This window comes from Kushneria sp. Sum13 (assembly GCF_052692355.1).
The window spans coordinates 3,520,133-3,544,337 of the sequence record NZ_CP199847.1; the positions used below are offsets into that span (position 1 = coordinate 3,520,133).

22 protein-coding genes and 1 pseudogene are annotated in these 24,205 nt (G+C 54.0%); 16 read left to right on the plus strand and 7 right to left on the minus strand.

Annotated elements, in window-relative coordinates; genetic code table 11:
• Positions 1–43: 43 nt before the first annotated feature.
• Positions 44–451, plus strand: a complete 408-nt coding sequence (locus tag ACUN8C_RS16295) for a hypothetical protein (protein WP_445620206.1) — start codon at positions 44–46, stop codon at positions 449–451.
• Here the strand turns inward: ACUN8C_RS16295 and ACUN8C_RS16300 are convergent.
• Entirely contained in the window at positions 396–1,076 is a 681-nt protein-coding gene (locus ACUN8C_RS16300) for a GntR family transcriptional regulator (RefSeq protein WP_445620207.1), read from the minus strand. The genes ACUN8C_RS16295 and ACUN8C_RS16300 overlap by 56 nt on opposite strands.
• 412 nt (positions 1,077–1,488) lie before the next feature.
• Between ACUN8C_RS16300 and ACUN8C_RS16305 the strand changes: the two genes are divergently transcribed.
• Positions 1,489–1,746: a hypothetical protein gene (locus ACUN8C_RS16305; RefSeq protein ID WP_445620208.1), complete on the plus strand. Its 258-nt coding sequence runs from the start codon at positions 1,489–1,491 to the stop codon at positions 1,744–1,746.
• 220 nt (positions 1,747–1,966) lie between these two features.
• Here the strand turns inward: ACUN8C_RS16305 and ACUN8C_RS16310 are convergent, their stop codons facing one another.
• Positions 1,967–3,358: an aldehyde dehydrogenase family protein gene (locus tag ACUN8C_RS16310; protein WP_445620209.1), complete on the minus strand. Its 1,392-nt coding sequence runs from the start codon at positions 3,356–3,358 to the stop codon at positions 1,967–1,969.
• A 685-nt stretch (positions 3,359–4,043) separates the two neighbouring features.
• Between ACUN8C_RS16310 and ACUN8C_RS16315 the strand changes: the two genes are divergently transcribed.
• Together ACUN8C_RS16315 and ACUN8C_RS16320 are read left to right on the plus strand one after the other, a co-directional pair.
• Positions 4,044–4,919: an NAD(P)-dependent oxidoreductase gene (locus tag ACUN8C_RS16315; RefSeq protein ID WP_445620210.1), complete on the plus strand. Its 876-nt coding sequence runs from the start codon at positions 4,044–4,046 to the stop codon at positions 4,917–4,919.
• A gap of 52 nt (positions 4,920–4,971) precedes the next feature.
• Entirely contained in the window at positions 4,972–5,358 is a 387-nt protein-coding gene (locus tag ACUN8C_RS16320) for a carboxymuconolactone decarboxylase family protein (RefSeq protein ID WP_445620211.1), read from the plus strand.
• A 712-nt stretch (positions 5,359–6,070) separates the two neighbouring features.
• On the opposite strand, the gene ACUN8C_RS16325 is transcribed toward ACUN8C_RS16320, so the two are convergent.
• Complete coding sequence (locus ACUN8C_RS16325; protein WP_445620212.1) at positions 6,071–6,886, minus strand: N-acyl homoserine lactonase family protein; 816 nt, start codon at positions 6,884–6,886, stop codon at positions 6,071–6,073.
• A gap of 562 nt (positions 6,887–7,448) precedes the next feature.
• On the opposite strand from ACUN8C_RS16325, the pseudogene ACUN8C_RS16330 reads away from it, so the two are divergent.
• A pseudogene (locus ACUN8C_RS16330) lies at positions 7,449–8,244 on the plus strand (IS5 family transposase).
• A 226-nt stretch (positions 8,245–8,470) separates the two neighbouring features.
• On the opposite strand, the gene ACUN8C_RS16335 reads toward ACUN8C_RS16330, so the two are convergent.
• The gene (locus tag ACUN8C_RS16335) at positions 8,471–8,719 is read right to left on the minus strand and encodes a hypothetical protein (protein ID WP_445620213.1); all 249 of its coding nucleotides are present in this window, start codon (positions 8,717–8,719) and stop codon (positions 8,471–8,473) included.
• 373 nt (positions 8,720–9,092) lie between these two features.
• Here ACUN8C_RS16335 and ACUN8C_RS16340 point away from each other — a divergent pair, with 373 nt between their 5' ends.
• The 6 genes from ACUN8C_RS16340 to ACUN8C_RS16365 all read left to right on the plus strand — a co-directional run bounded on the left by ACUN8C_RS16340 (position 9,093) and on the right by ACUN8C_RS16365 (position 15,775).
• Positions 9,093–9,470: a hypothetical protein gene (locus ACUN8C_RS16340; protein ID WP_445620214.1), complete on the plus strand. Its 378-nt coding sequence runs from the start codon at positions 9,093–9,095 to the stop codon at positions 9,468–9,470.
• Positions 9,471–9,475: 5 nt separating this feature from the next.
• Positions 9,476–10,354 (plus strand): alpha/beta fold hydrolase, encoded by an 879-nt coding sequence (locus ACUN8C_RS16345; protein WP_445620215.1) that lies wholly within the window; start codon positions 9,476–9,478, stop codon positions 10,352–10,354.
• Between the two features lie 110 nt (positions 10,355–10,464).
• On the plus strand, positions 10,465–11,829 hold the full coding sequence (locus ACUN8C_RS16350; protein ID WP_445620216.1) for an MFS transporter: 1,365 nt from the start codon (positions 10,465–10,467) through the stop codon (positions 11,827–11,829).
• Positions 11,830–11,910: 81 nt separating this feature from the next.
• On the plus strand, positions 11,911–12,288 hold the full coding sequence (locus ACUN8C_RS16355; protein ID WP_445620217.1) for a carboxymuconolactone decarboxylase family protein: 378 nt from the start codon (positions 11,911–11,913) through the stop codon (positions 12,286–12,288).
• A gap of 495 nt (positions 12,289–12,783) precedes the next feature.
• Complete coding sequence (locus ACUN8C_RS16360; protein WP_445620218.1) at positions 12,784–14,280, plus strand: sodium:solute symporter family protein; 1,497 nt, start codon at positions 12,784–12,786, stop codon at positions 14,278–14,280.
• 238 nt (positions 14,281–14,518) lie between these two features.
• Complete coding sequence (locus tag ACUN8C_RS16365; RefSeq protein WP_445620219.1) at positions 14,519–15,775, plus strand: alpha/beta fold hydrolase; 1,257 nt, start codon at positions 14,519–14,521, stop codon at positions 15,773–15,775.
• Positions 15,776–16,377: 602 nt separating this feature from the next.
• On the opposite strand, the gene ACUN8C_RS16370 is transcribed toward ACUN8C_RS16365, so the two are convergent.
• Both ACUN8C_RS16370 and ACUN8C_RS16375 read right to left on the minus strand, forming a co-directional pair.
• A complete protein-coding gene (locus ACUN8C_RS16370; protein WP_445620220.1) occupies positions 16,378–16,707 on the minus strand; it encodes a LysR substrate-binding domain-containing protein in 330 nt (109 codons plus the stop codon).
• A 343-nt stretch (positions 16,708–17,050) separates the two neighbouring features.
• Positions 17,051–17,965, minus strand: a complete 915-nt coding sequence (locus tag ACUN8C_RS16375) for an MBL fold metallo-hydrolase (RefSeq protein ID WP_445620221.1) — start codon at positions 17,963–17,965, stop codon at positions 17,051–17,053.
• Positions 17,966–18,221: 256 nt separating this feature from the next.
• Between ACUN8C_RS16375 and acuR the strand changes: the two genes are divergently transcribed.
• Positions 18,222–18,857 carry an acrylate utilization transcriptional regulator AcuR gene (acuR, locus tag ACUN8C_RS16380; protein ID WP_445620222.1) on the plus strand — a complete coding sequence of 212 codons (636 nt, stop codon included), beginning with the start codon at positions 18,222–18,224 and terminating at the stop codon, positions 18,855–18,857.
• Positions 18,858–18,920: 63 nt separating this feature from the next.
• Positions 18,921–19,904, plus strand: coding sequence for an acrylyl-CoA reductase (NADPH) (gene acuI / locus ACUN8C_RS16385; protein WP_445620223.1), 984 nt, complete (start codon positions 18,921–18,923; stop codon positions 19,902–19,904).
• A 31-nt stretch (positions 19,905–19,935) separates the two neighbouring features.
• Here acuI and ACUN8C_RS16390 read toward each other — a convergent pair whose 3' ends face one another.
• Positions 19,936–21,093, minus strand: coding sequence for an MFS transporter (locus tag ACUN8C_RS16390; protein WP_445620224.1), 1,158 nt, complete (start codon positions 21,091–21,093; stop codon positions 19,936–19,938).
• 138 nt (positions 21,094–21,231) lie between these two features.
• Here ACUN8C_RS16390 and ACUN8C_RS16395 point away from each other — a divergent pair, with 138 nt between their 5' ends.
• The 3 genes from ACUN8C_RS16395 (at position 21,232) to ACUN8C_RS16405 (ending at position 24,201) form a co-directional block, all read left to right on the plus strand.
• Complete coding sequence (locus ACUN8C_RS16395) at positions 21,232–22,125, plus strand: LysR substrate-binding domain-containing protein (RefSeq protein ID WP_445620225.1); 894 nt, start codon at positions 21,232–21,234, stop codon at positions 22,123–22,125.
• A gap of 58 nt (positions 22,126–22,183) precedes the next feature.
• A complete protein-coding gene (locus ACUN8C_RS16400; protein WP_445620226.1) occupies positions 22,184–22,885 on the plus strand; it encodes a lysostaphin resistance A-like protein in 702 nt (233 codons plus the stop codon).
• A 179-nt stretch (positions 22,886–23,064) separates the two neighbouring features.
• Complete coding sequence (locus tag ACUN8C_RS16405) at positions 23,065–24,201, plus strand: tyramine oxidase subunit B (protein ID WP_445620227.1); 1,137 nt, start codon at positions 23,065–23,067, stop codon at positions 24,199–24,201.
• Positions 24,202–24,205: the final 4 nt, after the last annotated feature.

Here is a 24,205-nt window from a genome sequence, read left to right on the forward strand (position 1 = left end):
CCAGAAAGGTGCAGGCCCTTATCGAGGAAGGAGAAGCCGGGAGATGACGCTGGGCAAACATGCGCATCTCTCTCTTGTAGAAGCTCAAGTCAGAACTCAGGACCATCAGAAACTGGTTCAGGATAACGCTGACCCTATCGAGGCGAGTAAACAGAAACAGCAGGTTTCAACCAGAACCGTCGACGATCTGTTTGCAGACGGGTATCCGGATCTCGAGAAGCGTCTCAAGCACTCCGGAATCCCGTACCGTATTTATCAAAAGGAAGTGGCCCCCAGCCTTGGCAAGCACGAGCTGGATGCCGTGACGCCCATGGAAGCAAGGGGCATTATCGGGAAGGTGGCTCAAAGCGGCCGTCCGACAATCGCCAACGATACAATGATGTATCTGAATCAGTTTACGAAGATGTCTGAGATTCCAGCATTTCCATTGCGGCACTTTCTGCATTTTTGATGTGCAGCGTGGCCATGCGTTGTGCACCCTCGGAATCGCGATCCTTGATGTGCTCCAACAGGACGTCAATTTCAGCCAGGCTTTCATGAAGTCGCTCAGGACGCGAGAATGAGGTTACTCGCAAGAGGTTGATACGGGTCAGAAGACCTTGCAGAACCTCGGTGATGAGATGGTTGCCGCACCCGCTGAGCAATACATCATAGATTTTCGACTTGGCTTCAATCAGCGCGCGACGGTCGGGATTGCTGGCCTGCTTGTGAAGATTTTTGACAGTTTTCTCAAGCGAGGCAATTTCTTTGTTGGTCGCCAGACGTGCAAATTCGGCTGCGGCAAACCCTTCAAGCAAGCCGCGCAGCGCATAAAGCTCTTTCGCTTCTGCAATGCCAAGGGTCGCCACGACAGGACCCCGGTGGGGAACGATAACGATCAGTTTTTCAGCTTCCAGCTTTCGAAGCGCTTCTCTGAGCGGAGGACGGCTGACCTTTAGATAGTCGCACAATTCTCGCTCAACCAGTCGCTCGCCGGGTGCGAAGCGACCGTTCATGATTGCTTCTTTCAGGAAGTTTTCAACATGACCTCGAAGAGTTTCAGGGCGGCTCATCACCGGCAAATCATCATGGCCCATAAATGTTCCCTATCCCCACAAATTTGTCATCAGCGGTATTGAATCTGATTATAAGATTATCAGATTGTATACTAATCTAGTTGAAATCAACCAGCTCGACTGCATTGAGAGGTTGGGTAGTTAATTTCGCTGTTTTTCAGGCTCTGCGCTTCTCAAATACCATTCACGATGCCAACTCTCACAGCACCTTCAGATTCTCGACGGAGTGCTTCGGAACCATAATGCACATGGTGTAGACGGCAATATCATCGTTAAAACTGCCCAATGGAAGTCGTCGGCACGCAGCTGTAATGCACTTGCTATCACCTCAAGGATTCGAGGCTGCCTAACAACCGATTGTGATACTGCTGTAGCGCACGGGTGGTGATTAGAATCTGGCGTAGCAGGGTGCCAGCGTTTCGTAGACCAGCCCATGACCAAGGCAAAGTACCACTGTCATCGCCACACCCGGCAGATGCGCCGCTCATGGCAATCAGAAAAACGAATGCCCACTGACTGCGATGAGCAAGACGCCGCCAATAAGAACAGGTCGTCGACCGACTTTGTCCGACACTGCCCCCAAAATGGCATCAACAAGATGTTGAAAAGGGCAATCATTATCACCGACAGCAGTACATCGCTTTTTGTCGTTGAAGTATGTTTTGCTTTGAAAGCCAAGATGACAGTGTAGCTGTCGTAATTACCGTCTTTTGCGAAGTGTGCGACAAGCGCGAAAGGCGGAGATTTGCGGAGTGTCTTCAGTGCGTCAGCTACCGGACTCTTGCGTTCTGCAAGAGGTTTCTAATGATTTTGAATCTACGCCGATGGCGGCGATCGCGAGAGGGCCTGAGAGGGATAAATGTGTTTGGTAGCGGAAGGTGCGCGCAGCATCACGCTGCGCGCAGGTTTGATCAGCGTCGATCGATCCAGACAGCCTGGATGTTGCAGAACTCATGAAGGCCAAAATGAGACAGCTCGCGACCAAAGCCGCTTTTCTTCACGCCACCAATTGGAACACGGGGGTCGGAAGCGGTGTAGCCATTTATGAACACGCCGCCGCTGACAATGCGCCCGGCCAGCTCTTTCGCCCGCTCCACGTCACCCGACCAAAGCGTACCAGACAGTCCGAACTCACTATCATTTGCGAGTTCAATCGCATGCTCTGCATTTTCGGCAACGATGATTGATGCGGCGGGACCGAAGACTTCCTGTGCAAACGAGGTCATGCCGGGTTTCACATCCGCCAGAATGGTGGGCTCATAGAAATTGCCTTCACCTGGAATTTTCCTCCCGCCCAATACCAGGCGCGCCCCTTCCTTGATGGTGGCTCGAACCTGCTCGTCAAGCTCATCACGAAGATCATAACGTGCCATAGGACCGATGTAGGTCGTTTCACTTAGTGAATCACCGACCTCCAGTGCGGCGACCTTGGCTGCGAATTTTTCTTCGAAAGCCTGAGCGATGCTCTTTTCAACAATGATGCGCTTGGCCGCGATGCAAATCTGACCACTGTTCTGGAAGCGTCCAACTGTTGCTGCATTCACTGCTTCATCAAGGTCTGCGTCTGCCAGAACGATGAACGGATCAGAACCACCTAGTTCCAGTACACATTTCTTCAATGCTGCCCCGGCCTGGGCTGCGATCGCAGAACCTGCTCTAACACTACCTGTCACCGCAATAGTGGCGATGCGTGGATCGTTGATGGCCTTGCTGACGCCATCATTGTCAACGTTAATGACCTCAAATACACCGCTGGGAAGGCCTGCTTTCTTCCAGAGATCCTGGAGCAGGTAAGCACAACCCATCACGTTCGGCGCGTGCTTGAGAACGTAAGGATTGCCGGAGAGGATCGCAGGTACGGCACCGCGCAGAATCTGCCAGACAGGAAAGTTCCATGGCATGACAGCCAAAACTGCGCCCAGAGGCCGGAAAGTCACAAAGGCCTTATTATCCTCAACCAACGTAGGTTGCGGCTCAAGCATGGCAGGACCGTGGTCTGCATACCATTCACAAAGATGGGCAGTCTTTTCAACTTCTGCCCGGCCTTGCTGAATGGGCTTGCCCATTTCAATGGCTTCCATACGGGCAAGTTGTTCCTGGTTTTCACGAAGCGCTGCCGCCATTTGACGGAGTATTTGAGCGCGTTCGGTTAGCTCGGTAACGCTCCACTGCTCGAACGCGCATTGGGCGCGGCCCAGCGCTCGATCAAGATCAGCGTGGGACTGATACGTATACTTCGCTACCACCTCACCATTGCAGGGGTTGATCGAAATCGCAGACTGGCTGTAGTCGGGGGCACTCATTCTAGGGCTCCTCATGGCTTCTCATGATGGTCGGAGGATCAGATGTGCTTCCGTCCGTCTCATCGTATTTTGTAATACAGTCATAACGTACTACAAGCATGCTTTACCATACGCCTTAAGGCGTGTTGCCAAAACCGAAAATTCAGGAAGGCAGCATTGTCGGCACGACAATAATCTCAATCGCTGCGAAATCTAGAAGAAAATTCTGCAGCCCGCCCCCTGGCCAGACCGAAAAGAGCACATGAAAAGATATCTAGTGTCTGCGATTTCAGTGGCTTGCTTCTAATATGAAACGAAATGTGCAAGCGCCCCTTATATACGGCTAAAACCTTGGTCGTAGAGCGGTTTCTCAAATACTGAATAATCTAAAAAGAATGATTCTTTGATGCGCTCAAGCTGGCTCTTCCTGTCAGGATGGTTCGCATTGCCCCCAACAGTAAGTGGCTTTTTTGCTGTCCTCTCCCCCTCCTTCAGTCACATTGACATATTGTAATACAATGTCCTAGTCTGGCTTCGGGCTCGTGCTCGTTTGCTTGAAGAAAAGCTACCTACGCTGGAAGTTTTCGATGAGTCTGGTGAACAATTGAGCGTTCCGCATCATGCCCGCAGAGTCGCGTCGTAGGGAGAGCTGAGGTGTCGAACAGTTTGTTCACCTGGTGAAATGTACGAATAAGAGAAATCAGACATGTCTATGCCTAAAGTTCTTTTCATCGGTCTGGGAATGATGGGGCGCCCGATGGCCGGCCACCTGGCCGCCGCGGGCTACCCATTGGTGGTGAGCGATACCAATGCTCAAGTGGTCGATGAGTTGTGCAAAGAAGTCGGCGCGGTCAGCATCCAGTCGCAGGATTCTCTGGATGACATCGATGTGATCATTACCATGCTGCCCAATTCTGCCATCGTGCAGTCCGTACTGCTGGGTGAACAAGGTATCGCCAAGCGCGTCAAGGCAGGCGCCACTGTTATCGACATGAGCTCCTCCGAGCCTTTGGCAACCCGGGAGCTGGCCGCTGAGTTGCAGAATCTGTCGATCGGCCTTTTGGACGCACCGGTTTCCGGCGGTGTCAAACGCGCTGTATCCGGTACGTTGTCCATCATGGTTGGCGGTGAAGCAGCCCTGGTTAAGCAACACACTGCGCTGATCTCCAAAATGGGCAAGATCACCCATGCCGGCCCGGTAGGCTCCGGTCATGCCATCAAGGCCCTCAACAACTATGTGTCTGCTGCGGGCCTGCTGGCGACGGTCGAGGCTCTGCACATCGGTGAGAAGTTTGGTCTTGATCCAGCCGTCATGACCGACGTACTCAATACTGCTTCGGGCTCCAACTTTGCCACCGAAAACAAGGTGAAGCAGTTCATGCTCAGCGGCTCCTACGCTTCCGGTTTCGCACTGCAACTGATGGTCAAGGACCTGAAAATCGCTGTATCCCTGGGCGAGCAGATGGAGCAGCCGATGAAGCTCGGCCACGAGTGCCTTGAAGTGTGGAAAGAGGCTTCAGAGGAATCTGATGCTCGCACTGACCACACCGAAATGTATCGAATCGTCGGCCATCACGGCTGAGTCAATTTTGCGATCATTTCAGATCGTAGATAAAAATCAAGCGAGGCAAGACATGAGTAGCGAACTGTTTGAGAAAGGTTTTGAAAACCGTAAAACGGTCCTGGGTGCCGCACACGTTGAGAAATCCTGGGCTGCAGCCGATGATTTCAACAAGCCAATGCAGGCTCTGGTCACGGAGTACTGCTGGGGTGCCATCTGGGGCGATGAGACTCTGCCCTTCAAAACCCGCAGCCTCCTGAACATCGGTATGCTGACCGCCATGAGCCAGCACCATGAACTTTCGGTGCACGTTAAAGGCGCATTGACCAATGGCGTTACCAAACAGGAAATCCAGTCAGCCCTGATGCAGGCTGCAATTTATGCAGGTGTTCCTCTGGCACTCGCGGCGTTCCGTGTTGCAGGTGAGGCCATCAAGGCCTGGGAAGCTGAAAACCTCTGAAAGTGTGCCCTGCCTGTGTCAAAGGCAGGGCTTCCACCCTGCGGTCCATGAATCCAGAGGCCTGACAACAAAGTTTTTCGCAATGACCGATGTGGCTGGACACTGGCCACAAACCCTCTTTGGGTAAAGTGACCCATTAATAAACGAGTGATCTGGGCAGCTACCAGATGGCTACCCAAAATGGGTTGAAGGGTATCTTTACCGACTCGCTCAATCTAAAGAAATACCATAACAGCGATTTCGCTCGCTCTGGCGGCAGGATCATCTGCTACAGATAGACCTTGAACGGTTGCAGCTATGGCTCATACTCTCAACTCAGCCATATCGTTTTACTCAGCCATGTCGTTGTGGACACTGGCATTTATCATGACTTTCGCCTGAGTGCGGATAAAGATCGTGTTTTGCCTGCTGGAAGCAAGGCCGCATTACTTCCCGACTTCCCGCCCGCTTATTCATATTTATGCCTGCCATCCCAGGCACATCGGCTATCGATTCTCACCAGCGCCTGGCAAGAGCCAAGGCCGGCTTGATGCTGCTTTTCCGGTTTTGAGATCGTGGATTTTAGCTACTCTTGCTGTGCAAATAACGCCACCGATCAAGTACCCCTTGTCGCGCGACGACCGCTCATTACAACAACAGGAACACTACCGGATCACTCTGTCTGAATGCCTGGGCATGCCCGGGTACGTGATGCCCCGAGGAGCGTGCCCGTTTAGGGATAACGACTGTCAGGATTTACATGAAGCTCACACACCATCCCCTGGAGCCGCGGGTGAGGTGCAGGGTATTTCAGAAGTACCTGTGGGTCGTGCCCAGGAATGATGTGGTCGTCGGAGTCGGCCAGTTCGCGCATTCGCCCCCACCCTGTGATCATGTCTTCGACGTTGAACACTATGGGGAATGGGCGATTTTCAATGAAGTTCCTGTAGTAGTGGCTGGCGTCCGAGGCCAATACGACCCAGCCTCTCTGAGTGAACACGCGCACCACCTGCAGCCCCATTGTGTGGCCTCCTACCAGGTGAACCGAAAGGCCGGGCGCCAGTTCGGCATCGCCATCGTGAAACGCCACGCGGCCTTTGTAAACCTGACGCACCATGCCAACCACATCTTCAAGGTTATACGCTTCGTGAGCACATTTGTGGGCCATGTGACGCCCGGTGGCAAACTGCATCTCTATATCCTGCAGGTGATAGCGGGCAGCAGGAAAAAGATCAAAATTACCAATGTGATCGTAGTGAAGGTGGCTGACGATCACATCTCGAACTGTCGCTGCATCGATTCCTATCATCGATAGAGAGGCACCCGGGCATCGAATCAGATCGCGGCCACGTTTAGTCGCAGTTTCGGCATTGAAACCGGTGTCGATTACCCAGGCCCCAGAGCTGTTACGAACCACCCAGATGAAGTAATCCATTGGCATCGGCCCATCATGGGGGTCACCTCCCATAAAGTTGGACCCCGCAGTACGCCGATGCTCAGCATACTTGATCGCGAATACTTCGTATTTCTCTATGGATTGGTTGCTCATGATTGTCTCCACGGCCGGGAAAGCGATGAAAGGTAGGCAATAGGAGAAAGCATCGCATGGATCTTCAATCTATTTCCTACGCCGTGTCCCAACCTTTAGATGCGAGGGCAGGCCGGATGACTGTATTACAATATTCCAATAACACATTTTTTGTCACTCTTGTTTTGGCCGTCAGCGGCTGATCAGGCGCATCGGTCAGCGCCCTCATCGGTGCTTATGTCCAGCAGAGCCAGCAGGGCCAGCAGGGCCTCAACCTTGATGTCCTTTATGTCAGCACACCAGATAACTCGGGGTTTGGTCAGGTTGTAGGGATCTGCACTTTATGTACGTCGACGCCGTCAAAAGCCCTGCCCGTAGGAGACAGCCTCAAGCGGAGTTTTTTTCAGATGAACAGTTTCACGCCGGAGTCGACTTAAAGCTGCCTGATAGCAGATCGTTGAATTGGACGGTACGCGATGCAGCTTAAGGGCAAGCCGCCGTGATGCCCCTCCATGGCCATCAGGTTCTATTTGAAATAGTCATGACTGCTACGCTGTCCACGTTCACCAGGCACGAGAATGGCATGGCAGGCCGTTACGAGCCTTCCGATCAGTGCTGGCAGATGATCAAGGATATTGCTTCTCCACCACAAACCATGGTGCGCCCGCGCTGGGATGATCGATAGATGCTCAATGGCATTCTCTGGATTCTCTGCTCCGGTGCACAATGGCGTGATCTGCGCGAGCGTTACGGCCCATGGAAGAGCGTTTATTAGCGCTTTCAACAATAGCGTAATGACAGTACTTTCGATCAAATTCAGGCATGTCTGCATCTTCGCCTGCGCGAGGATGGTTATATAAATCTTGACACCAGGATGGTCGACTCGACTTTGATCAGAGTCACTGGGTTGGCCGCAGTCGTGGCGGACTGACCACGAAGATACACCTGTTGTGCGATAGCCATGGATTTTTGATCACCTTCTCTTTATCAGCAGGTCAGCGCGCCGACTCGACTCAATTGACCGGGCTACTGGAAAAGGTTCGATTGCCGGGGCGTTCGGGGCGGCCTCGCAAGTGTGGCTGCCATATCGTGGCGGACAAGCGCCACGACAGAGATGCGCTGCTACTGCACTCGTTATGGCATGCGTCCGATCACTCCCCGACGTCGCATGCATCGTCACCCACGTCCAGGGGCTGCCACATCAGTTCGATAGACCGAAATACCGTCAACACAATGTGGTAAAACGGCTGTTTGGCTGGCTCAGGGAAAAGCGCCGGCTGAATACCCGTTACGACAAGCTGGCCAGTAGCTTCAGAGTCATGATGACACTGACATGCATCGAGCGCTGCATGAGAGCCAACTTTTCAGACAGAACCTAAGCAAAAATTTGGAGTTGAGACAGATCCATACTTTTCTCTTTGGGAACGAAACATTCTCGCTTATTCGACTCCTAAATCATTTCTTAATTTAATTACATCGAATGTAAAAATACAGTCATGCAAAATGATTGTAATACAATAGTATACTTCCATTCGCGACAGTAGATTTATAAAGTACCCCGAAAGTCACCTTGGTTAGGTGGCGGTTATATCTAACTGCGCTCTTTCACAGTTGTATTTCGGCCTTGATCGCATCGGTATGTGCGATGCAGAAAACGTTCTTATTCAAGGCCATGTCGGATTTGTGTTGATGGGCGTTGCACGCAAAAGAGGGCAGGTTGTCAGAGCCATCGCTGTAGATGGCATTGATCAACCATTGACGCAAACTCGGCATTTTGGCGCCTGGAAGGTTGTGAATATCCTGCTTCAGAGCTTTGCCAGACCCTGAACTGGTGTCGACACATGGCAGTGCCATGCCGAGGTGAAGCTCGAGGTGACAGGTGTTCCTGTCGCGTCAAGGGAAGGCGTTAAAGGCTTGATTTAACGAAGCGGCTTTTTTCCTTGGGGGATGGAAAACCTTTCCTCGGCGCCACGGTTTAACTCGATCCGGGGCGCCACTCAGACCCTGCCTGTTAATCATTACGACGACCGGTATTTACATAAGGCCTTGCAGTTCATGGCAAGACCTCGGATCAGTAATCCTGCACCCTGTTGCTGGATGCTGGATTTCCTGTGATGAATGCAGAAAACGTTCGGAAGATCGGTAGCCGCGAAGCGATGCGTGCTCCAATTATTTTGCAGATGTAATGCGCTTTGATAGCGCAACGTCAAAACAAGAAGGTGACGATATGTCCATTATCGATATGAAGGGCTTCCAGGAGCTCGCTAAAACCGATCCAGAATTTATGCGTGAAACTCGATATTTCGACGGTACGTTGAAGCTGGTTGCTGGCAACGAACAGCATCACCTTACCTTCGTTGACGGACGTTTGACCGCCGTGGACTCCGGTGATCCGGACGAGACACAGACTGAAATCATGATCAAGGGTACGGCAGAACACTGGAAGGAAATGCTGCAGATCAAGCCGCGTCCATTCTACCAGAGTCTTCAGTCTAGTGCCGTTAAACACGGTCTAACCATCAGCTCGAGCCATTCAACCTTCGCTTACCTGCCAGCGCTGAACCGAATGATGCAGCTGCTCCGTCAACTCAATAATAAGGCGTAAACGTTATGGCTAAGCGCGACAACATCACTGGTCACTACATTTATCTGACCATCGAAGGCGTGGAGTACCGCGTCTACTATGAAGAGGCTGGTCAGGGCATTCCACTCCTGCTGGGCCACACGGCAGGTTCTGACGGTCGTCAGTACCGTCACCTGCTGTGCGATCCTGAAGTCACCAGTCGCTTCCGCTGCATCGCATTCGACCTGCCATATCACGGCAAGTCGCTGCCGCCGTATGGTATCGAGTGGTGGACCCAAGAATACAAGATGACCAAGTCATTCATGATGGCGTTTCCCAATGCGCTAAGCGAAGCGCTGGAGCTGGACTGTCCTGTGTATATGGGCTGCTCCATGGGCGGTCACCTTGCTATCGATCTTGCGCTGCACCATCCAGAAAACTTCCGCGCGACTATCGCGGTTGAGGGTGCCATGCGTTCCGCCGATGAATATCGCGCTGTCGGCATGGACAACGTTCACCGTGAATTCAACAACCCGAATGTCAGTCGCAATTCGATTGGCGCCGCCATGATGCTAAACATTTCTCCCTATTCGCCCGAGGCGAATGTGCGTGAAATTCAGTGGGAATATCAGTGCGGTGGCCCAGGCGTCTTTGCCGGCGACCTGAATTACTACTACGTCGAGCACGATTTGACCGTAGAGCAAGCAAGCGCCATCGATACCAATAAGTGCATGCTCTATCTTCTGACCGGTGAATATGATCCAAATACCTCCCCGGCAGACACGCAGGCCATTGCTGATGTGGTATCTGGCGCCAAGTTCTGGACAATGGAAAAGCTGGGTCACTTCCCGGTGACTGAGGATTACGAAGCTTTCCGTGAGTACCTGCTGCCCATCCTGGAAGAAATCACTCAGCGCAAAAGCTGATGGATCAGTCGTGACTCCGGGCTCCCGGAGTCACGACCCGCACGTTTCGACAGTAATAAAAACGATCCATTGATCAAATAACAATCTTGTCGTTCTCATAGGACATAACCATGTCAAATATCCAGGATAAAGGGAGTTGGCAACCTGCGCCGGTAACTACCGGTCAGGTGAAATACGCAACATTGATTGCGTTTCTTGCGTGGACGTTCGCTGTCTACGATTTCATATTATTCGGCATGTTGCTCCCGGAAATAGGTCGAGCAACCGGGTTGGATGATGCTGCACAGGCCAGGCTGGCGACCTGGGTTGCATTTGGTACCGTCGTCGTTGCGCTGTGTATCGGCCCATTGGTAGACCGATTTGGCCGCCGATTTGGCATGGTCTTCACCGTCGGCGGTGCAGGTATCTGCTCCGGCCTTACAGCGCTCTCCGGTTCCATAAGTACCAGTGTATTGATTCTGATCCGTTCGCTTGCTGGTCTTGGTTACGCTGAACAGGGTGTTAACGGCGCGTACCTGAGCGAACTCTATTCAGCCTCCAAAGATCCCCGTCTGACAAAACGTCAAGGGCTGGTCTATTCACTGGTACAAGGCGGTTGGCCCATTGGCGCACTGCTGGCTGCAGGCCTCACCGCAGTGCTATTGCCCTTGATCGGTTGGGAAGGTTGTTTCATTTTTGCCGCCATTCCTTCGTTGCTGGTAGCACTGCTGGCAATGCGTCTCAGAGAAAGCCCTCAATTCGAAACACTGCGCAAGCTCAAGGAGCTACGCCAGGCAGGGCGACATGAACAGGCCCAGGTGGTCGCTGCCAGTAATAGCATTCAAGAGGAAGGTAAAACCGGCTTGCGCGCCATCTTTAGCGGCAGTGCTCGCAGAACCACGCTGGCGCTGGGAGGGGCACACCTTCTCAACTGGTTCCCGGTACAGATCTTTAGTGTTCTGGGCACTACAGTATTGGTTAATGTCCACCACGTTTCTTTTGGTAACTCACTCTTTATTCTGGTGCTCTCAAATCTCGTCGCCTATCTGGGCTACCTCATCCACGGCTACTTCGGTGACAAGTTTGGCCGTCGCAATGTGATTGCCTTTGGATGGATCATGGGTGGCTTTGCCTATTGGGCAATGCTGTTTGGCCCAAGTGAAACCTGGATCGTCATTGCACTTTACAGCATCGGCCAGTTCTTCCTGATTGGACCATATTCCTGTGTGCTCTTCTTTGTGGGAGAAAGCTACGAGTCCAAGGTGCGCGGCACTGGCGCATCTTTTGTAACAGGTATCGGGCCGGTCGGAGCCATCATTGCCAGCGCAGGGTCAGCAGCATTCCTTGATGCGGGACAAGGCTGGCTCATCGCGGCCTTCTGGTGTGGTGCGGTGCCTTGCTTCCTTTCTGGGCTGGTCGTTCTGATGGCGCCCTCTGCTGCCCACACTTCCAATCCTGGCAAGGCGCCCCTCGAGACCAAAGAAAAGGTTGCATAAGCGCGCATGCCCCGCCAGTAGCACCCTGCATTACCCGCAGGGTGCTACGAATCTTCAACTGTAACTGAAAGAGGATATGAGATGAACGAAGCTCTTTTCGAGAAAGGCCTTTCTACCCGTCGAGAGGTTCTAGGCTCCGAGTATGTAGACGCGTCAATCAAAAACGCCGATGAGTTCACTCTGGAGTTGCAACAGCTGGTCACGCAGTACTGCTGGGGCGATATCTGGAATCGCCCAGGGCTGGATCGAAAAACTCGCAGTTTCCTCAACCTTGCCATGCTTTCAGCACTTAATCGTCCGAAAGAGATCAAGCTCCACGTTCGCGGGGCAATCAATAATGGTTTGAGCAAGGAAGAAATCAAGGAAGTATTCCTGCAGGTTGCGATTTACTGCGGCGTACCCGCTGCAATCGATAGCTTCAATTCGGCGAAGGAAGTCTTCAAAGAGATGGGCATCTGACCGGGTTCTGTCTGAAAGATCATGGTTGCTACCCAATCTCAGTTCATTAAACAGGAGCGAGTCATGACAGGCCGTTAAGAACTTTCCGAATAGCGATGCCAGATGATCGAAGATATCGTTTCTCCACTACGGACCACCAAGCACCCTCGTCAGAAATCCTGTCAAGTAGCGACGGTTTTATAAAGCGTGCTAGATACGATGATTTTTAAACAACGATAACAATGGAGGTAGTATGTCGTTAAAAATGTGTCGCAGGGTGCTTTGGCTAGTAGTAACCATCTGCTTGTTACTTACCTGGCTCCCAAACTTCGGAATCCTTAACTCATTGAAATGGATAGGCCCTTTGCCATTGCCGATGGCTTGGGTGTTGGGATTAAACGTAATCCTGACAATCTGTGTTGCGTTAACATACCCGCTTTGCTTTAAGCCGTTAATTAAAAATCTAGAAGAACATCCTATCAAAGAGAATCATTCAAAATAAGAGAGGATTAATTGATGTCTTATGGAATGACGACTTTAAGCATAGTGCTGTTGTTTGTAGGTATAATGGTGTTTATATCCTACCAGTCGGCAAAAAATTCTCAGAGCTCAGCTAATAGCGGGACTGATGGGTTTATTGTTGGCGGAAGGAATATAGGAACTTTCGTTCTTCTGATGAGCATGGGGGCAACATATTTCTCAACCTGGACGTTGCTAGGGTCTTTCGGTTCATACTATCGTTCAGGCGTTTGGTTTATGGGGTTTACCGTTTGGACAATATTCCATGCTTTTTTTATCTGGTTTTTCGGAACACGGATATGGCTCACCGGAAAAGTTTTTAATTTCGTTACTCCAGGGCAAATGATTGAGCATTATTACCGAAGCTCAACACTTAGATTTTTGTTTGCTCTTGTCGGTATCGCAGCACTCATACCCTATATGTTAATCCAGGTTACCGGTGGAGCTCGTGCTTTAGAAGGCCTTACAGATGGAGCTATTCCATACGTAGTAGGGGTTACGATTACAACCGTTATAGTTGGTTTTATTGTACTGTGGGCTGGTTTCCGAGGTACAGCATGGACCGATACCTTTATGGGTATATTCTTCGGATCCATCCTCTTTTTTGTACTCGTTTTTGTTATAGGAAAAGCTGGAGGATGGGATGTGTTTCATAATGTAGCTCAAACGCATCCAGAGAAGCTAGTAAATAGCGGAAGTACATTACAAATGATGGAACTTTGGCTAGGTCTGGGATTTGGCTCATGGGTTTTACCTCATATGTGGCAGAAATTTTATTCTGCACGTTCAGCCCAAGTTCTCGGCAAAGTCGCAGCACTAACACCCTTATGGAACTCCTGGATGATGGCATGCATTCCACTATTCGTTGGAATTGCTGCCAATGTGCAAGGTCTGATACCGGGCGTCGATGAGAATAGTGACGCGCTTCTTCCTCTCTTCTTTTCTGAATATGCCCCCATCGCAGGCACATTCGTTGTGGCCGGTATTCTAGCCGCTGCGATTTCTACCATTAATAGTCAGCTGCTTTCTTCTGCTAGCCTGGTGGCAGAGGACATCTGTAATAAAATCCCTTCGATTCGACGGTTGAATATCAAGGAAACCAATATAAATCGATTCGTTGTTTTGATACTGACGGGTTTGATTTTCTATCTTGCCATGAGCCCTGGTGGTTCGGGACTCATTGTCCCGATCGCTGCTCTAGGCTTTGGACTAGGGTTGCAACTGGTTCCCGCAGCACTGGGGGCTTTGTACTGGAAATTCATTACGGCTTCTGGCGCGATTGCTGGGTTGGTTACTGGAACAATAGCGCTGGCGGCAGTTGCAATATTTGAGCCTTCAGCCTTTCCCGGGCCGGGTATAACAGGCTTGATTGTTAATTCTTTTGTCACACTGGCTGTTAGCTTGGTAACCAAAAAGGTTCCTGAAGAATCAATTGAGAATTACCATAACTTATACAGAAAATACATGGGCAGTGAGAAAGATAATAAAGCCTAGCTATTAAACCTTACAAACAAGGGAGACTAGCCATGCTGCGGTATAAAAAAATGTGTGCCGCAGCATGCTGAGCAACCGGAGCATAATACGATATTGCATCCTGACAACAGGATCGAAGCAACTCCCCCGGATTAAAAACAAAACAACATACAGCCATACTTGAAAATCATCGCCAAAATCCCCCCTGAAAACTCGATTGCGGTTTCAGCGGTAATAGGCGATAAGGAGGGTGTATACAGTGAATAAGCAAAATCAGAAAAATATAACCGAAAAGATTCATGACTGGATCGGTACCGCCAACAAGGATGCTGAGCTTAAATCATCAGCCATTGAGTTGACCTTAAATATCAAGATATGCATAGAGGATTATAAAGAAAGTCACTTAATAACCATCCACGGCGAAGGAAATAAAAATCCATGCCACATTGACTTAGAGTTTTCGTCTACCTCCTGTATTTGGGAAAAGATTTTATCACCACTTCCTGCCCGTGGATTTCACTCTTTTACAGCCTTAAAAAATTATTCGAAAAATTTCAATGTGTCTGGCGATGACATAGATATTGCCAGGTCACTAAACACAATAGAGCGTTTATTTGAATTAACGTCTCCAAACAAAAACAGAGAAAGCACGGTAGATTTGATTAGCCAGAACTCTTTGGACAGAATCAAGTGCGGATACAAGAAGGTCTACAGAGGTAGCGATTGTGCTAATATTTTTTATGAGCAATCAGGACCCACATCTTCTCCTTCAGTATTGTTTCTGCACACGGCAGGGGCAGACAGCAGGCAATATTTAGAAGTTTTATGCTCTGACGAAATTAGTGAGCATTGGAACTGTTATTCTTTCGATATGCCTTTCCATGGGAGATCTTCTTTTACAGTTTCTTATGAGTCGGAATCTTACAGACTGGAAATGGAAGGCTATCGTGATTGGTGTCTGGCATTTATTGAGCAAGTCATAAAAAAGCCAACCATTGTTGTTGGTTGTTCAATGGGGGCAGCTATCTGCATGGCTCTTGCAGCCAGCTCTTCTCCTCTTGTTCGTGGTGTAATTGGTGTCGGGGCTCCAGACCGGTCGCCTGGTCGGCTTAATCCTTATCTCGATCACCCCTCGGTTAATTCATCTCGCTATTGCGGTGCTTATGTCCGTGGGCTAATGAGCCCGGAGTCTCCGCTAAGAAACAAACGGTTTGCCAGCTGGATATACTCACAGAGTGGCCCCGGGGTATATTCTGGTGATTTATGGTTTTATAGCGAAGAGTACGATGGATACGCTTTATCTGAACTTATTAACACCTCGGGACGCCCCGTCTCTCTACTTACCGGCGAGTATGATTACTCCTGCACTCCAGAAGCTTCAAGAAGACTGGCAGCGGTCTTGAAGAACTCAAAATTGATCGTAATGAATGAGTTGGGGCATTTTCCAATGACAGAGAACCCCTCGTTATTCCTGAAATACGTTCTTCCTGAGCTAGCCAGAATAAATTCAATTTAACCAGAGCTGTAAAATGGAAGATCTTGATAATAAGCTGACTATCGAAGGTGGCGTAACGGCTTTTATCCGATCAATAGTACCGACAGCGTTAACCGTTTCCACAACCACATCGCCGCGAGCAATTTCAGCCAAGGCTGGGCCGGCAACAGGCTCATTGACAATAAGGGGCGATTATAAGATGCAGAAGGCCAGAGCCGGTAGATCGATCGAAATTGCATGGCGTTTCCTTTATGGAATTATTGGAAGGCGTAGCAGCTTTCAACACCAGGCCGGCCACGGCTGGCCACGGCTGGCCAGACCTGATACAGCATTTAATCGTGGTCAAGTTCGAGCGGATACGGAATCCTTTTTCCCCGTACACCACCGTTCGCAATTAGTAAACGCTATAGCCAGATACGTGCAAACCGAGATACACCGTTTGGCACAACATCACATTCCCTCCTGTTTTACTGCAGACGTGACATGCTCCCCGATTTCAGTAACCCGCTGAACTTAGGCTTATCTGAGAAGTCATGGTTGCTACGCCACCCCTGCCCTTCAAAAAGAAGCAAGTCAAAACAGACCTTATCAAGATTCAGAATCTGGAGTGATAAGCGACAGCATCACTTCTGACTCAGCGCATCGACGAGTATTGAAAAGGCCGGCGACGACTGGCGTCGGTGAGGATAGTAAAGGAAATAACAGGTAAACGGCGGCGACCAGGCCTCGAGTACCGCTTCGAGCCTGCCCTCGGCGATTGCCCTGGCTGCCAATTCCTTGGGCACATGGCCGATACCATGGCCATCCATGGCGGCGGCAAGAATCGGGTCAACGGTATTGAACGTCAGCTGCCCCCGTACCCGGACCCGAATCTCTCGGCCTTCGTGTTCAAGCTTCCAGGCGTACAGGCCACCATGCGTGGGCAGTCTGAGATTGATGCAGCGATGGTGCATCAGCTCCTGTGGCGTTCGCGGCCGACCGTGTTCAAAATTAATCCGGCGAGGCGACGGCCCGCATGGCAAAGTCCGGTCCGACGCCTACGGCAATCATGCCGTCACTAATCTGTTCGCCAAGCCGGATACCGGCATCAAACTGCAATTCTATGATGTCAGTCAGCTGATAGTCGGTTGTCACCTCGACGTAAATGTTCGGGTATTACTTCAAAACGGGACTCAAGCGGGGCCAGACGATCGTGCATTCCCCGCTCTGGCCACGGTAGCGAAAGCTACCAGCCCGGTCACCTGGCTTGAGAAGGTTGCAGACGATCAGTATGACGGCAGGGCATGACGGCGCCAGCTATTCCCACGCGGCACCATCAAGGGCATCCAGCGGTATCTTCAGATAGCGCCGGCCGTTGCTTTCGGGTTCCGGCAGGCGCCCGCCAAGAATGTTGACCTGCAGCGCGTGCAGGATCAGCTTTGGCATCGGCAGTTCGCGGTCACGCTTCTGGCGCAGCGCGACGAATTCGGCTTCGCTGCTCTCGGTCAGTCGATGCTTGTTGGTGTCGCGCTGCTCACGCACCGTGCTTTCCCACTGCGGTTCGCGATCGTCCGGCATGTAGTCATGACCGGTGAACAGCCGCGTGTCCTCCGGCAGGGCCAGAATGGCCTGGATCGAGTGCCACAGCTGATGGGCACTGCCGCCGGGAAAGTCGGCCCTGGCGGTGCCGAAGTCCGGCTGAAAGAGCGTGTCGTGGACGAAGGCGGCATCACCGATCACATAGGTGATCGAGGCCAGCGTATGGCCCGGCGAGTGCATGACGCGGGCTTCGAGCTTGCCCACCCTGAACGTGTCGCCGTCATCGAACAGACGATCCCACTGACTGCCGTCGTCCTTGAGATCCGGCCAGTTGTAAATCTCCTTCCACAGCGTCTGTACCCGCATGACTGGCCGACCGATGGCGGTCGGTGCGCCGGTGTTGTCATGCAGGTAGCGCGCCGCACTGAAATGATCAGCGTGCGGATGCGTGTCCAGAATCCAGTCGACCCCAAGCCCTTCGCGCTCGATATATTCAAGCAGCCTGTCGGCCTGCAGCGTGGCGGTGGCCCCGGCCTTCTCGTCATAGTCGAGCACCGGGTCGATGATGACGCAGCGTCGCGTCACGGGGTCGGAGACCACGTACTGAATGCTGAAGGTGCGCGGATCGAAAAAGCCGGCAACATTGGGCCGGGCGTTGTCCGAATCCCCCGGGGATATGGCGAAGGTGTTCATGGCGGCTCCCTGACAAGAAACGCCCCCAGTCTAGCGTCATTTTGAACAGAATCGATGTCCGCCGTTGTCACAACGCGCGACCGTGTCTGCCGGGCTTTTTGTGATGCCCTGACGCCTTGATGACCTGGCTTTTTGATGACCTGAAGCAGAAAACGCCCTGAATCATGCCCGACGCGCTCCTCCGGCCCGGTGGATTCGATGCTGCCTACAATCGTCGTATTTTGATGTTTTGAGACGATCGGTCTAAATTAAGGCAATGACGACATCAACCTCTACGGGCAAACGCCGTGGCCGCCCACCCAAAGTGCCCCGCACTCATCCGGATACCCGGGAGACCCTGATTCGCTGCGGCGTTGAGGTGCTCACCGAGCAGGGGTTTGTCTCGACCGGCATCGACGGCGTGTTGAAACGGGTCGGCGTACCCAAGGGATCGTTCTATCACTACTTCGAGAGCAAGGAGGCCTTCGGCCACGCCGTGCTGTCGAACTATGCCGACTATTTCGCGCGCAAGCTCGACCGCTGGCTACGCTCTGACGAGACGTCGCCACTGGAAAGACTTCGCCTGTTCACGCAGGACGCTCAGGAGGGCATGGCACGTCACGACTACCGCAGAGGCTGTCTGGTGGGCAATCTGGGACAGGAAGTCACGCTTCTCCCCGAAGGCTTTGACCAGCGGCTGGAAGCCATCCTGCAGGACTGGCAACGCCGGGTTGCCGACTGCCTGCGACTGGCCCGAACGCACGGCGAACTGGCCGGTGACGCCGACTGTGACGCACTGGCCGCCTTTTTCTGGATCGGCTGGGAGGGGGCCGTACAGCGCGCCCGACTGGTCCGCGGACCGGCGCCTCTGGTGCTTTTCCGTCAGGAATTCTTCGCACGATTGCCACGCTGATCTCGATCCGGAGATCGCTCAATGCTCGCATCGAATCACCGTCCATCCTTCAGGGAGGTTCACATGTTCAACGCCATTTTAGTGGAGCAGACCGACCAGCAAGGTCGCGCCGCCATCACACAACTGGAGACGGCATCGCTCCCTGCGGGCAATGTCCTGGTGCGCGTCGAATGGAGCACGCTCAACTACAAGGACGCGCTGGCGATCACTGGCAAGGGAGCGGTCGTGCGCCGCTTCCCCATGGTGCCGGGTATTGACCTTGCCGGTGTCGTTGAGCACAGCGAGCATCCCGAATGGACAGCCGGCGATCGCGTACTGCTCAACGGCTGGGGCATCGGCGAGGAGCACTGGGGAGGGCTTGCGCAGTACGCGCGCGTTGACGGCGAGTGGCTCACCCGGCTGCCCCCTTCGCTGAACAGCCATCAGGCGATGGCCATCGGCACCGCCGGCTATACCGCCATGTTGAGCGTGCTGGCGCTGGAGCGTCACGGCCTGACGCCGGATCGCGGTGAGGTACTGGTGACGGGTGCCAACGGGGGCGTCGGCAGCTACGCCATTGCCCTGCTGGCGGCACGCGGCTACCACGTCGTCGCAGCAACCGGACGCCCTCAGGAATCGGCCTTTCTCGAGCGGCTGGGTGCCGCCGAGATCATTGATCGCAGCGACCTATCAAAGCCTGGCAAGCCGCTGGCCAGAGCGCAGTGGTTTGCCGCCATCGACTCGGTCGGCAGCCATACACTGGCCAACCTCTGCGCCATGACGCGCCCCGACGGCCTTATCGCCGCCTGTGGCCTGGCTCAGGGCATGGATTTTCCCGCGACCGTGGCGCCCTTCATTTTGCGCGGCATCAGCCTGCTTGGCATCAACAGCGTCACTCGGCCCGCCGAGGAACGAGAGCATGCCTGGGCGCGACTGGCCGAGGATATTGATCCCGCCCTGCTCGGCGAAATCTCACGGGACATTCGCCTGAGCGATACGCTGGACGCCGCCGAGCAGCTTCTGGAAGGCACCATACGCGGCCGGCTGGTAGTGGATGTCAATGGCTGACACTTCGACAAACACCCTGCGGCTCTACCGTTCAGGTGTGCCTGGCCCGAAACAGTAGTCCGGTCACCAGCGATAGCGCCGCCGATGCCGTGAACACCACCATCAGATTGAAAAGACCGGCCAGATAGCCTGCCAGGGCAGGGCCGGCAACATTGCCCAGCGCATAGATGGACAGTACCGCGGTAAAACTGATGCTCGAGATGTCGGGGTACAGCCGCTGGCTGATAAACGAAAAAATGGCACTCAGGCTCATGAGACAGAGGCCCTGAAGGGCGGCAGACACCAGCAGGCCCGCCCAGGTATTTGCCCCGATTCCAATGCACAATAAAGAAACCGTAGAGCAGAAAAATATCCCCTGCACCAGGCGGCGCAGGCCAACACGCCGCTCAACATCGGCTGTCCATAGACCGGCAATTCCGCCAACACCAAAGGCAATGAACAGCACCGCGCCGGCGCCATTCGCCTGCAGGCCCATCAGCCCTCCCATGGCATCAATTTGATCGGCGGAAAACGACAGATAGAGACCACTGGTAATACCAAACGACAGGGCAATCCAGTAAACCGGCCGAATCCCCTTGTGCATCAGTCGCCTGAACTTTTGTCGATCAAATGACAGCGCCGTCGTTTCCGGCAGCTGGCGCAATACCATCAGGTTATACAAAGCACACAGTAGCGCCATGCCGGAAAACCCGAACCAGATGGTGCGCCAGTCCCAGCCCAGCAGGGCGACGGCCAGGGCCAGCATTCCCGCACCGGCCATGCCAAAGGTGGTGCCCGTGCTGACCACGGACAGCACGCGACCATGCCACTCACTCATGATGGCGCGCCCCACGGCGTCGTTGAAAGGGGACCAGCACAGGCCGGCGCTGGTGGCTGAAAGGATGATGCCGGCGGCAAATATCAGCGTGTTATGCGTGCCGGCCACAAGGGCCATCCCGATGGCGGCGGCCAGCGCGCCGATCACCACCGGCACGCTCGAGCCATGGCGCACAACAAGATGAGCAGACACCAGTAGCGCCAGAAAAAAGGCCGCAAAGGCACTGCTGGCGATCAGGCCGGCATGCGCGGTGCTTAACGAAAACACATCACGAAACTGTGGAAGAAACAGTCCATAACCCATCCGGGCCGGCCCAAATGCCATGGCGGTGCACAGGGCACCCCCTGCGGCAATGGACGCGGTCTTTTTCATTTCAGCTCGACTTGTCTGTTGGGTCACTCTTGAGTCGCTCGCTATCAACATCACGGGGTGGGGGCGTTGCCAGGGTACGCGTCCTCGTGTGACCATTAAATCTATATTTAAAACAACCTGTGTATAGAAAAATTAAACATGCCCGATCGAACACTCGACATCGAATTGCTGCGCACGCTGCACATGGCGGGGTCGTTGGGCACGCTGCGTGCAACAGCCACCCGTCGACACTGCACGCTCGGCGCGGTCAGTCAGCAGATCAAGCGGCTGGAGCAGCAGCTGGACCGCCAGCTGCTGGTGCGTTTCAGGACAGGCGTTCAGCTCACCACGGAAGGCGAGCAGCTGATCGCGCAATCGCTTGCCCTGCTGGCCGAACACGACGCCCTGCTTGAACGTCTTTCCCATCCATCGACACAGGGGGTTGTTCGAATCGGCCTGCCGAACGAGTATGTACCCCAAATGCTTGACAGCCTGCTGCCGGCGCTTCGACAGACGGTGCCCCGGGTCCGACTGCAGGTCAGGACGGCCAACAGTCTCGAACTGCGGCGGGCAGTGGATCAGGGCGAACTCGATCTGGCGGTTGCCCTGTATTCCGACCGGGATGCGCAGCCCTGCGGCCTTCCCCTCTGGCGCACGCAGCCCGTCTGGGCGAGCCCCGTCTGTCACGAGCTACACCGGCTTGATCCATTACCACTGGCACTGCATCCCTGTGACTGTACTTACCGGGCCATCGCACTGGCCGCATTGAATGACAATGGCCGAAGCTGGGAGACGGTATTTACCAGCACCAGCCTGGCCGCGATCGAATCGGCCGTCGCCAATGGCCTGGCCGTCAGTGTTCTCAACCGGGCACGGTTAACCAGGGACATGCAGGCCCTGGGCAGCAGGGAAGGCTTTTTGCCGCTGCCGGAATGTCTCGCCTATCTGATCGAATCGCCGGAAGTTGGCACACATGACAGGGCGGCAGTGGCGCTGGTCAAAAGTCGATTGCAATCCTTCAGTCTGATCCAGAAGGTAAAACTGGCGGGTTAGCCGTTCCCTCGCTCGGCGTCAGCGCTTCACGCCTTTTTCACTTACTGGAATCCCGGTCATGACCACCGCTCGTCCCGTTTGCCAACGCCCGCTGTTTCAAATCCTGTTCGGCCTTTTGATGTTTGCCGTCTATCTCGGCAGCCAGTTTTCAAGCGTATGGGTGCTGCAACACGTCATGAGCGATGCCGACTTTGCCGCGCTTATTCAGGGCTACGGCTTTGCGGTGCTGCTGGCCCCGTCGCTGGTGCTGATGCTGGCGGGCTTTTGGGCATGGCAGCGCTGGTTTTCCAGGCAGCCAACGCTGGTCGGGCACTTCACCCGTGGTGATGTCATGCGCGGTATCGGTCTGGTGCTGCTGGTACAGGGCCTGGCGACAGCGGTCAGTGTCTGGCTGGACATGACGCCCGAGGCGTTCATGACCTCGCTTTATGACGGCAAGAGCCTGCTGCAGAGCATTGTCATGGTGATCTGTGTCCTGATCTGGGCGCCGATCATCGAGGAGCTGGCGTTTCGTCACTTCCTGATGCCGAGAATCGATGATCAATCGTCAGGCCTGCGAGGCGCGCTTCTGATCATGTTCAGCGCGCTGTGCTTTGCCGGGCTGCACATGTTCCAGTACCACCATCTGCTCACCTTCGCAGCACTTCTGGGCTGGGGTCTGGTGCTGGGCTACTGCCGCTGGCGCACCCGAGGCCTTTTGCTGCCCATGCTGCTGCATGCGCTCATCTCCAGTATTGGCCTGATCGGCGCGCTGTTTTAAGCGCGTCGCCCGAGCGCCACCGCCGCCTCCGACCTTGGTCATACCTCCACCGCCAATTGCCGATCTGTGCTAACGCTGCCGCTGGCGGATACGCACTATGAGGTCATTCGATGCCCCACATTGATGCCCGGCATCGATGTCCAGCATCGATGCCCAACAACACCGCGGTGGAGTTAGCCATGTACGACACGACAATCGATTTCATCTATCTGTCCGAGCAGGACATGATCCGCGCCGGCGTGACCGACATGGCCGCCTGCGTCGATACCATGGAGGAGGTCTTTCATCTGCTCCATATCGGTGACTATCGCATGGCCGGGCCCAACAACGACTCCCACGGCGCAATGATCGTGTTTCCGGAATCGTCGCCTTTTCCCACCATGCCCAAACCGAGCGCCGACCGCCGCATGATGGCGATGCCGGCCTATCTGGGCGGCAGCTTTTGTACCTCGGGTGTGAAGTGGTACGGCTCCAACATTGCCAACCGGGAAAAGGGCCTGCCGCGCTCGATTTTGATGTTCACGCTCACTGACCCGGACACCGCGGCGCCGCTGGCCTACATGTCGGCCAACCTGCTGTCGGCTTACCGTACCGGCGCCGTGCCGGGCGTGGGTGCCCGGCATCTGGCCCGCAAGGACTCCCGCGTCATCGGCCTGCTGGGCCCGGGCGTAATGGGGCGCACCAGCGTGGCGGCGTTCATGGCGGTCTGTCCGCAGATCGACACCGTCAAGGTGAAAGGCCGCGGCGACAAAAACATCAACGCCTTTGTGGACTGGCTCAAGGAACACTATCCGCAGGTCACCCACATTGAGGTCGTTGATTCCGAGGAAGCCGTGGTGCGTGATTCAGACATCGTGACCTACTGCGCCTCCGGCGAAGTCGGCAACCCCGAGACCTACCCGATGGTCAGGCGTGAGTGGGTCAAGCCCGGCGCCTTTCTGGCCATGCCCGCGCCGTGTGACTTCGATGCCGGTATGGAAGCGCCCGAGATCCGCAAGGTGCTGGATGACACCGGCCTTTATGAGGCCTGGTACGAAGAGGTGCCCAAGCCTGCCCATAACGTTATCCCGCTGATCGGTGTGAAGTTCATGGACATGATTCACGCCGGCACCCTCAAGGCCGACGACCTCGAAGACCTGGGCGCCATCGTCTCCGGCGACAGCCCGGGCCGCCAGAATGACGACGAGATCATCATGATGTCGGTCGGCGGTATGCCGGTCGAAGACGTCGCCTGGGCGACAGTCGTCTATCGCAAGGCCTTGGAAGAAGGCATCGGCGTCAAACTCAACCTGTGGCATGAGCCCGCGCTGAGATAACGCC

Bases quoted from the DNA above. Each gene is read 5' to 3' on its own strand.
- ACUN8C_RS16295 (WP_445620206.1), top strand. From the start codon at position 44: ATGACGCTGGGCAAACATGCGCATCTCTCTCTTGTAGAAGCTCAAGTC.
- ACUN8C_RS16300 (WP_445620207.1), bottom strand. From the start codon at position 1,076: ATGGGCCATGATGATTTGCCGGTGATGAGCCGCCCTGAAACTCTTCGA.
- ACUN8C_RS16305 (WP_445620208.1), top strand. From the start codon at position 1,489: ATGACCAAGGCAAAGTACCACTGTCATCGCCACACCCGGCAGATGCGC.
- ACUN8C_RS16310 (WP_445620209.1), bottom strand. From the start codon at position 3,358: ATGAGTGCCCCCGACTACAGCCAGTCTGCGATTTCGATCAACCCCTGC.
- ACUN8C_RS16315 (WP_445620210.1), top strand. From the start codon at position 4,044: ATGTCTATGCCTAAAGTTCTTTTCATCGGTCTGGGAATGATGGGGCGC.
- ACUN8C_RS16320 (WP_445620211.1), top strand. From the start codon at position 4,972: ATGAGTAGCGAACTGTTTGAGAAAGGTTTTGAAAACCGTAAAACGGTC.
- ACUN8C_RS16325 (WP_445620212.1), bottom strand. From the start codon at position 6,886: ATGAGCAACCAATCCATAGAGAAATACGAAGTATTCGCGATCAAGTAT.
- ACUN8C_RS16335 (WP_445620213.1), bottom strand. From the start codon at position 8,719: ATGGCACTGCCATGTGTCGACACCAGTTCAGGGTCTGGCAAAGCTCTG.
- ACUN8C_RS16340 (WP_445620214.1), top strand. From the start codon at position 9,093: ATGTCCATTATCGATATGAAGGGCTTCCAGGAGCTCGCTAAAACCGAT.
- ACUN8C_RS16345 (WP_445620215.1), top strand. From the start codon at position 9,476: ATGGCTAAGCGCGACAACATCACTGGTCACTACATTTATCTGACCATC.
- ACUN8C_RS16350 (WP_445620216.1), top strand. From the start codon at position 10,465: ATGTCAAATATCCAGGATAAAGGGAGTTGGCAACCTGCGCCGGTAACT.
- ACUN8C_RS16355 (WP_445620217.1), top strand. From the start codon at position 11,911: ATGAACGAAGCTCTTTTCGAGAAAGGCCTTTCTACCCGTCGAGAGGTT.
- ACUN8C_RS16360 (WP_445620218.1), top strand. From the start codon at position 12,784: ATGTCTTATGGAATGACGACTTTAAGCATAGTGCTGTTGTTTGTAGGT.
- ACUN8C_RS16370 (WP_445620220.1), bottom strand. From the start codon at position 16,707: ATGCACCATCGCTGCATCAATCTCAGACTGCCCACGCATGGTGGCCTG.
- ACUN8C_RS16375 (WP_445620221.1), bottom strand. From the start codon at position 17,965: ATGAACACCTTCGCCATATCCCCGGGGGATTCGGACAACGCCCGGCCC.
- acuR (WP_445620222.1), top strand. From the start codon at position 18,222: ATGACGACATCAACCTCTACGGGCAAACGCCGTGGCCGCCCACCCAAA.
- acuI (WP_445620223.1), top strand. From the start codon at position 18,921: ATGTTCAACGCCATTTTAGTGGAGCAGACCGACCAGCAAGGTCGCGCC.
- ACUN8C_RS16390 (WP_445620224.1), bottom strand. From the start codon at position 21,093: ATGAAAAAGACCGCGTCCATTGCCGCAGGGGGTGCCCTGTGCACCGCC.
- ACUN8C_RS16395 (WP_445620225.1), top strand. From the start codon at position 21,232: ATGCCCGATCGAACACTCGACATCGAATTGCTGCGCACGCTGCACATG.
- ACUN8C_RS16400 (WP_445620226.1), top strand. From the start codon at position 22,184: ATGACCACCGCTCGTCCCGTTTGCCAACGCCCGCTGTTTCAAATCCTG.
- ACUN8C_RS16405 (WP_445620227.1), top strand. From the start codon at position 23,065: ATGTACGACACGACAATCGATTTCATCTATCTGTCCGAGCAGGACATG.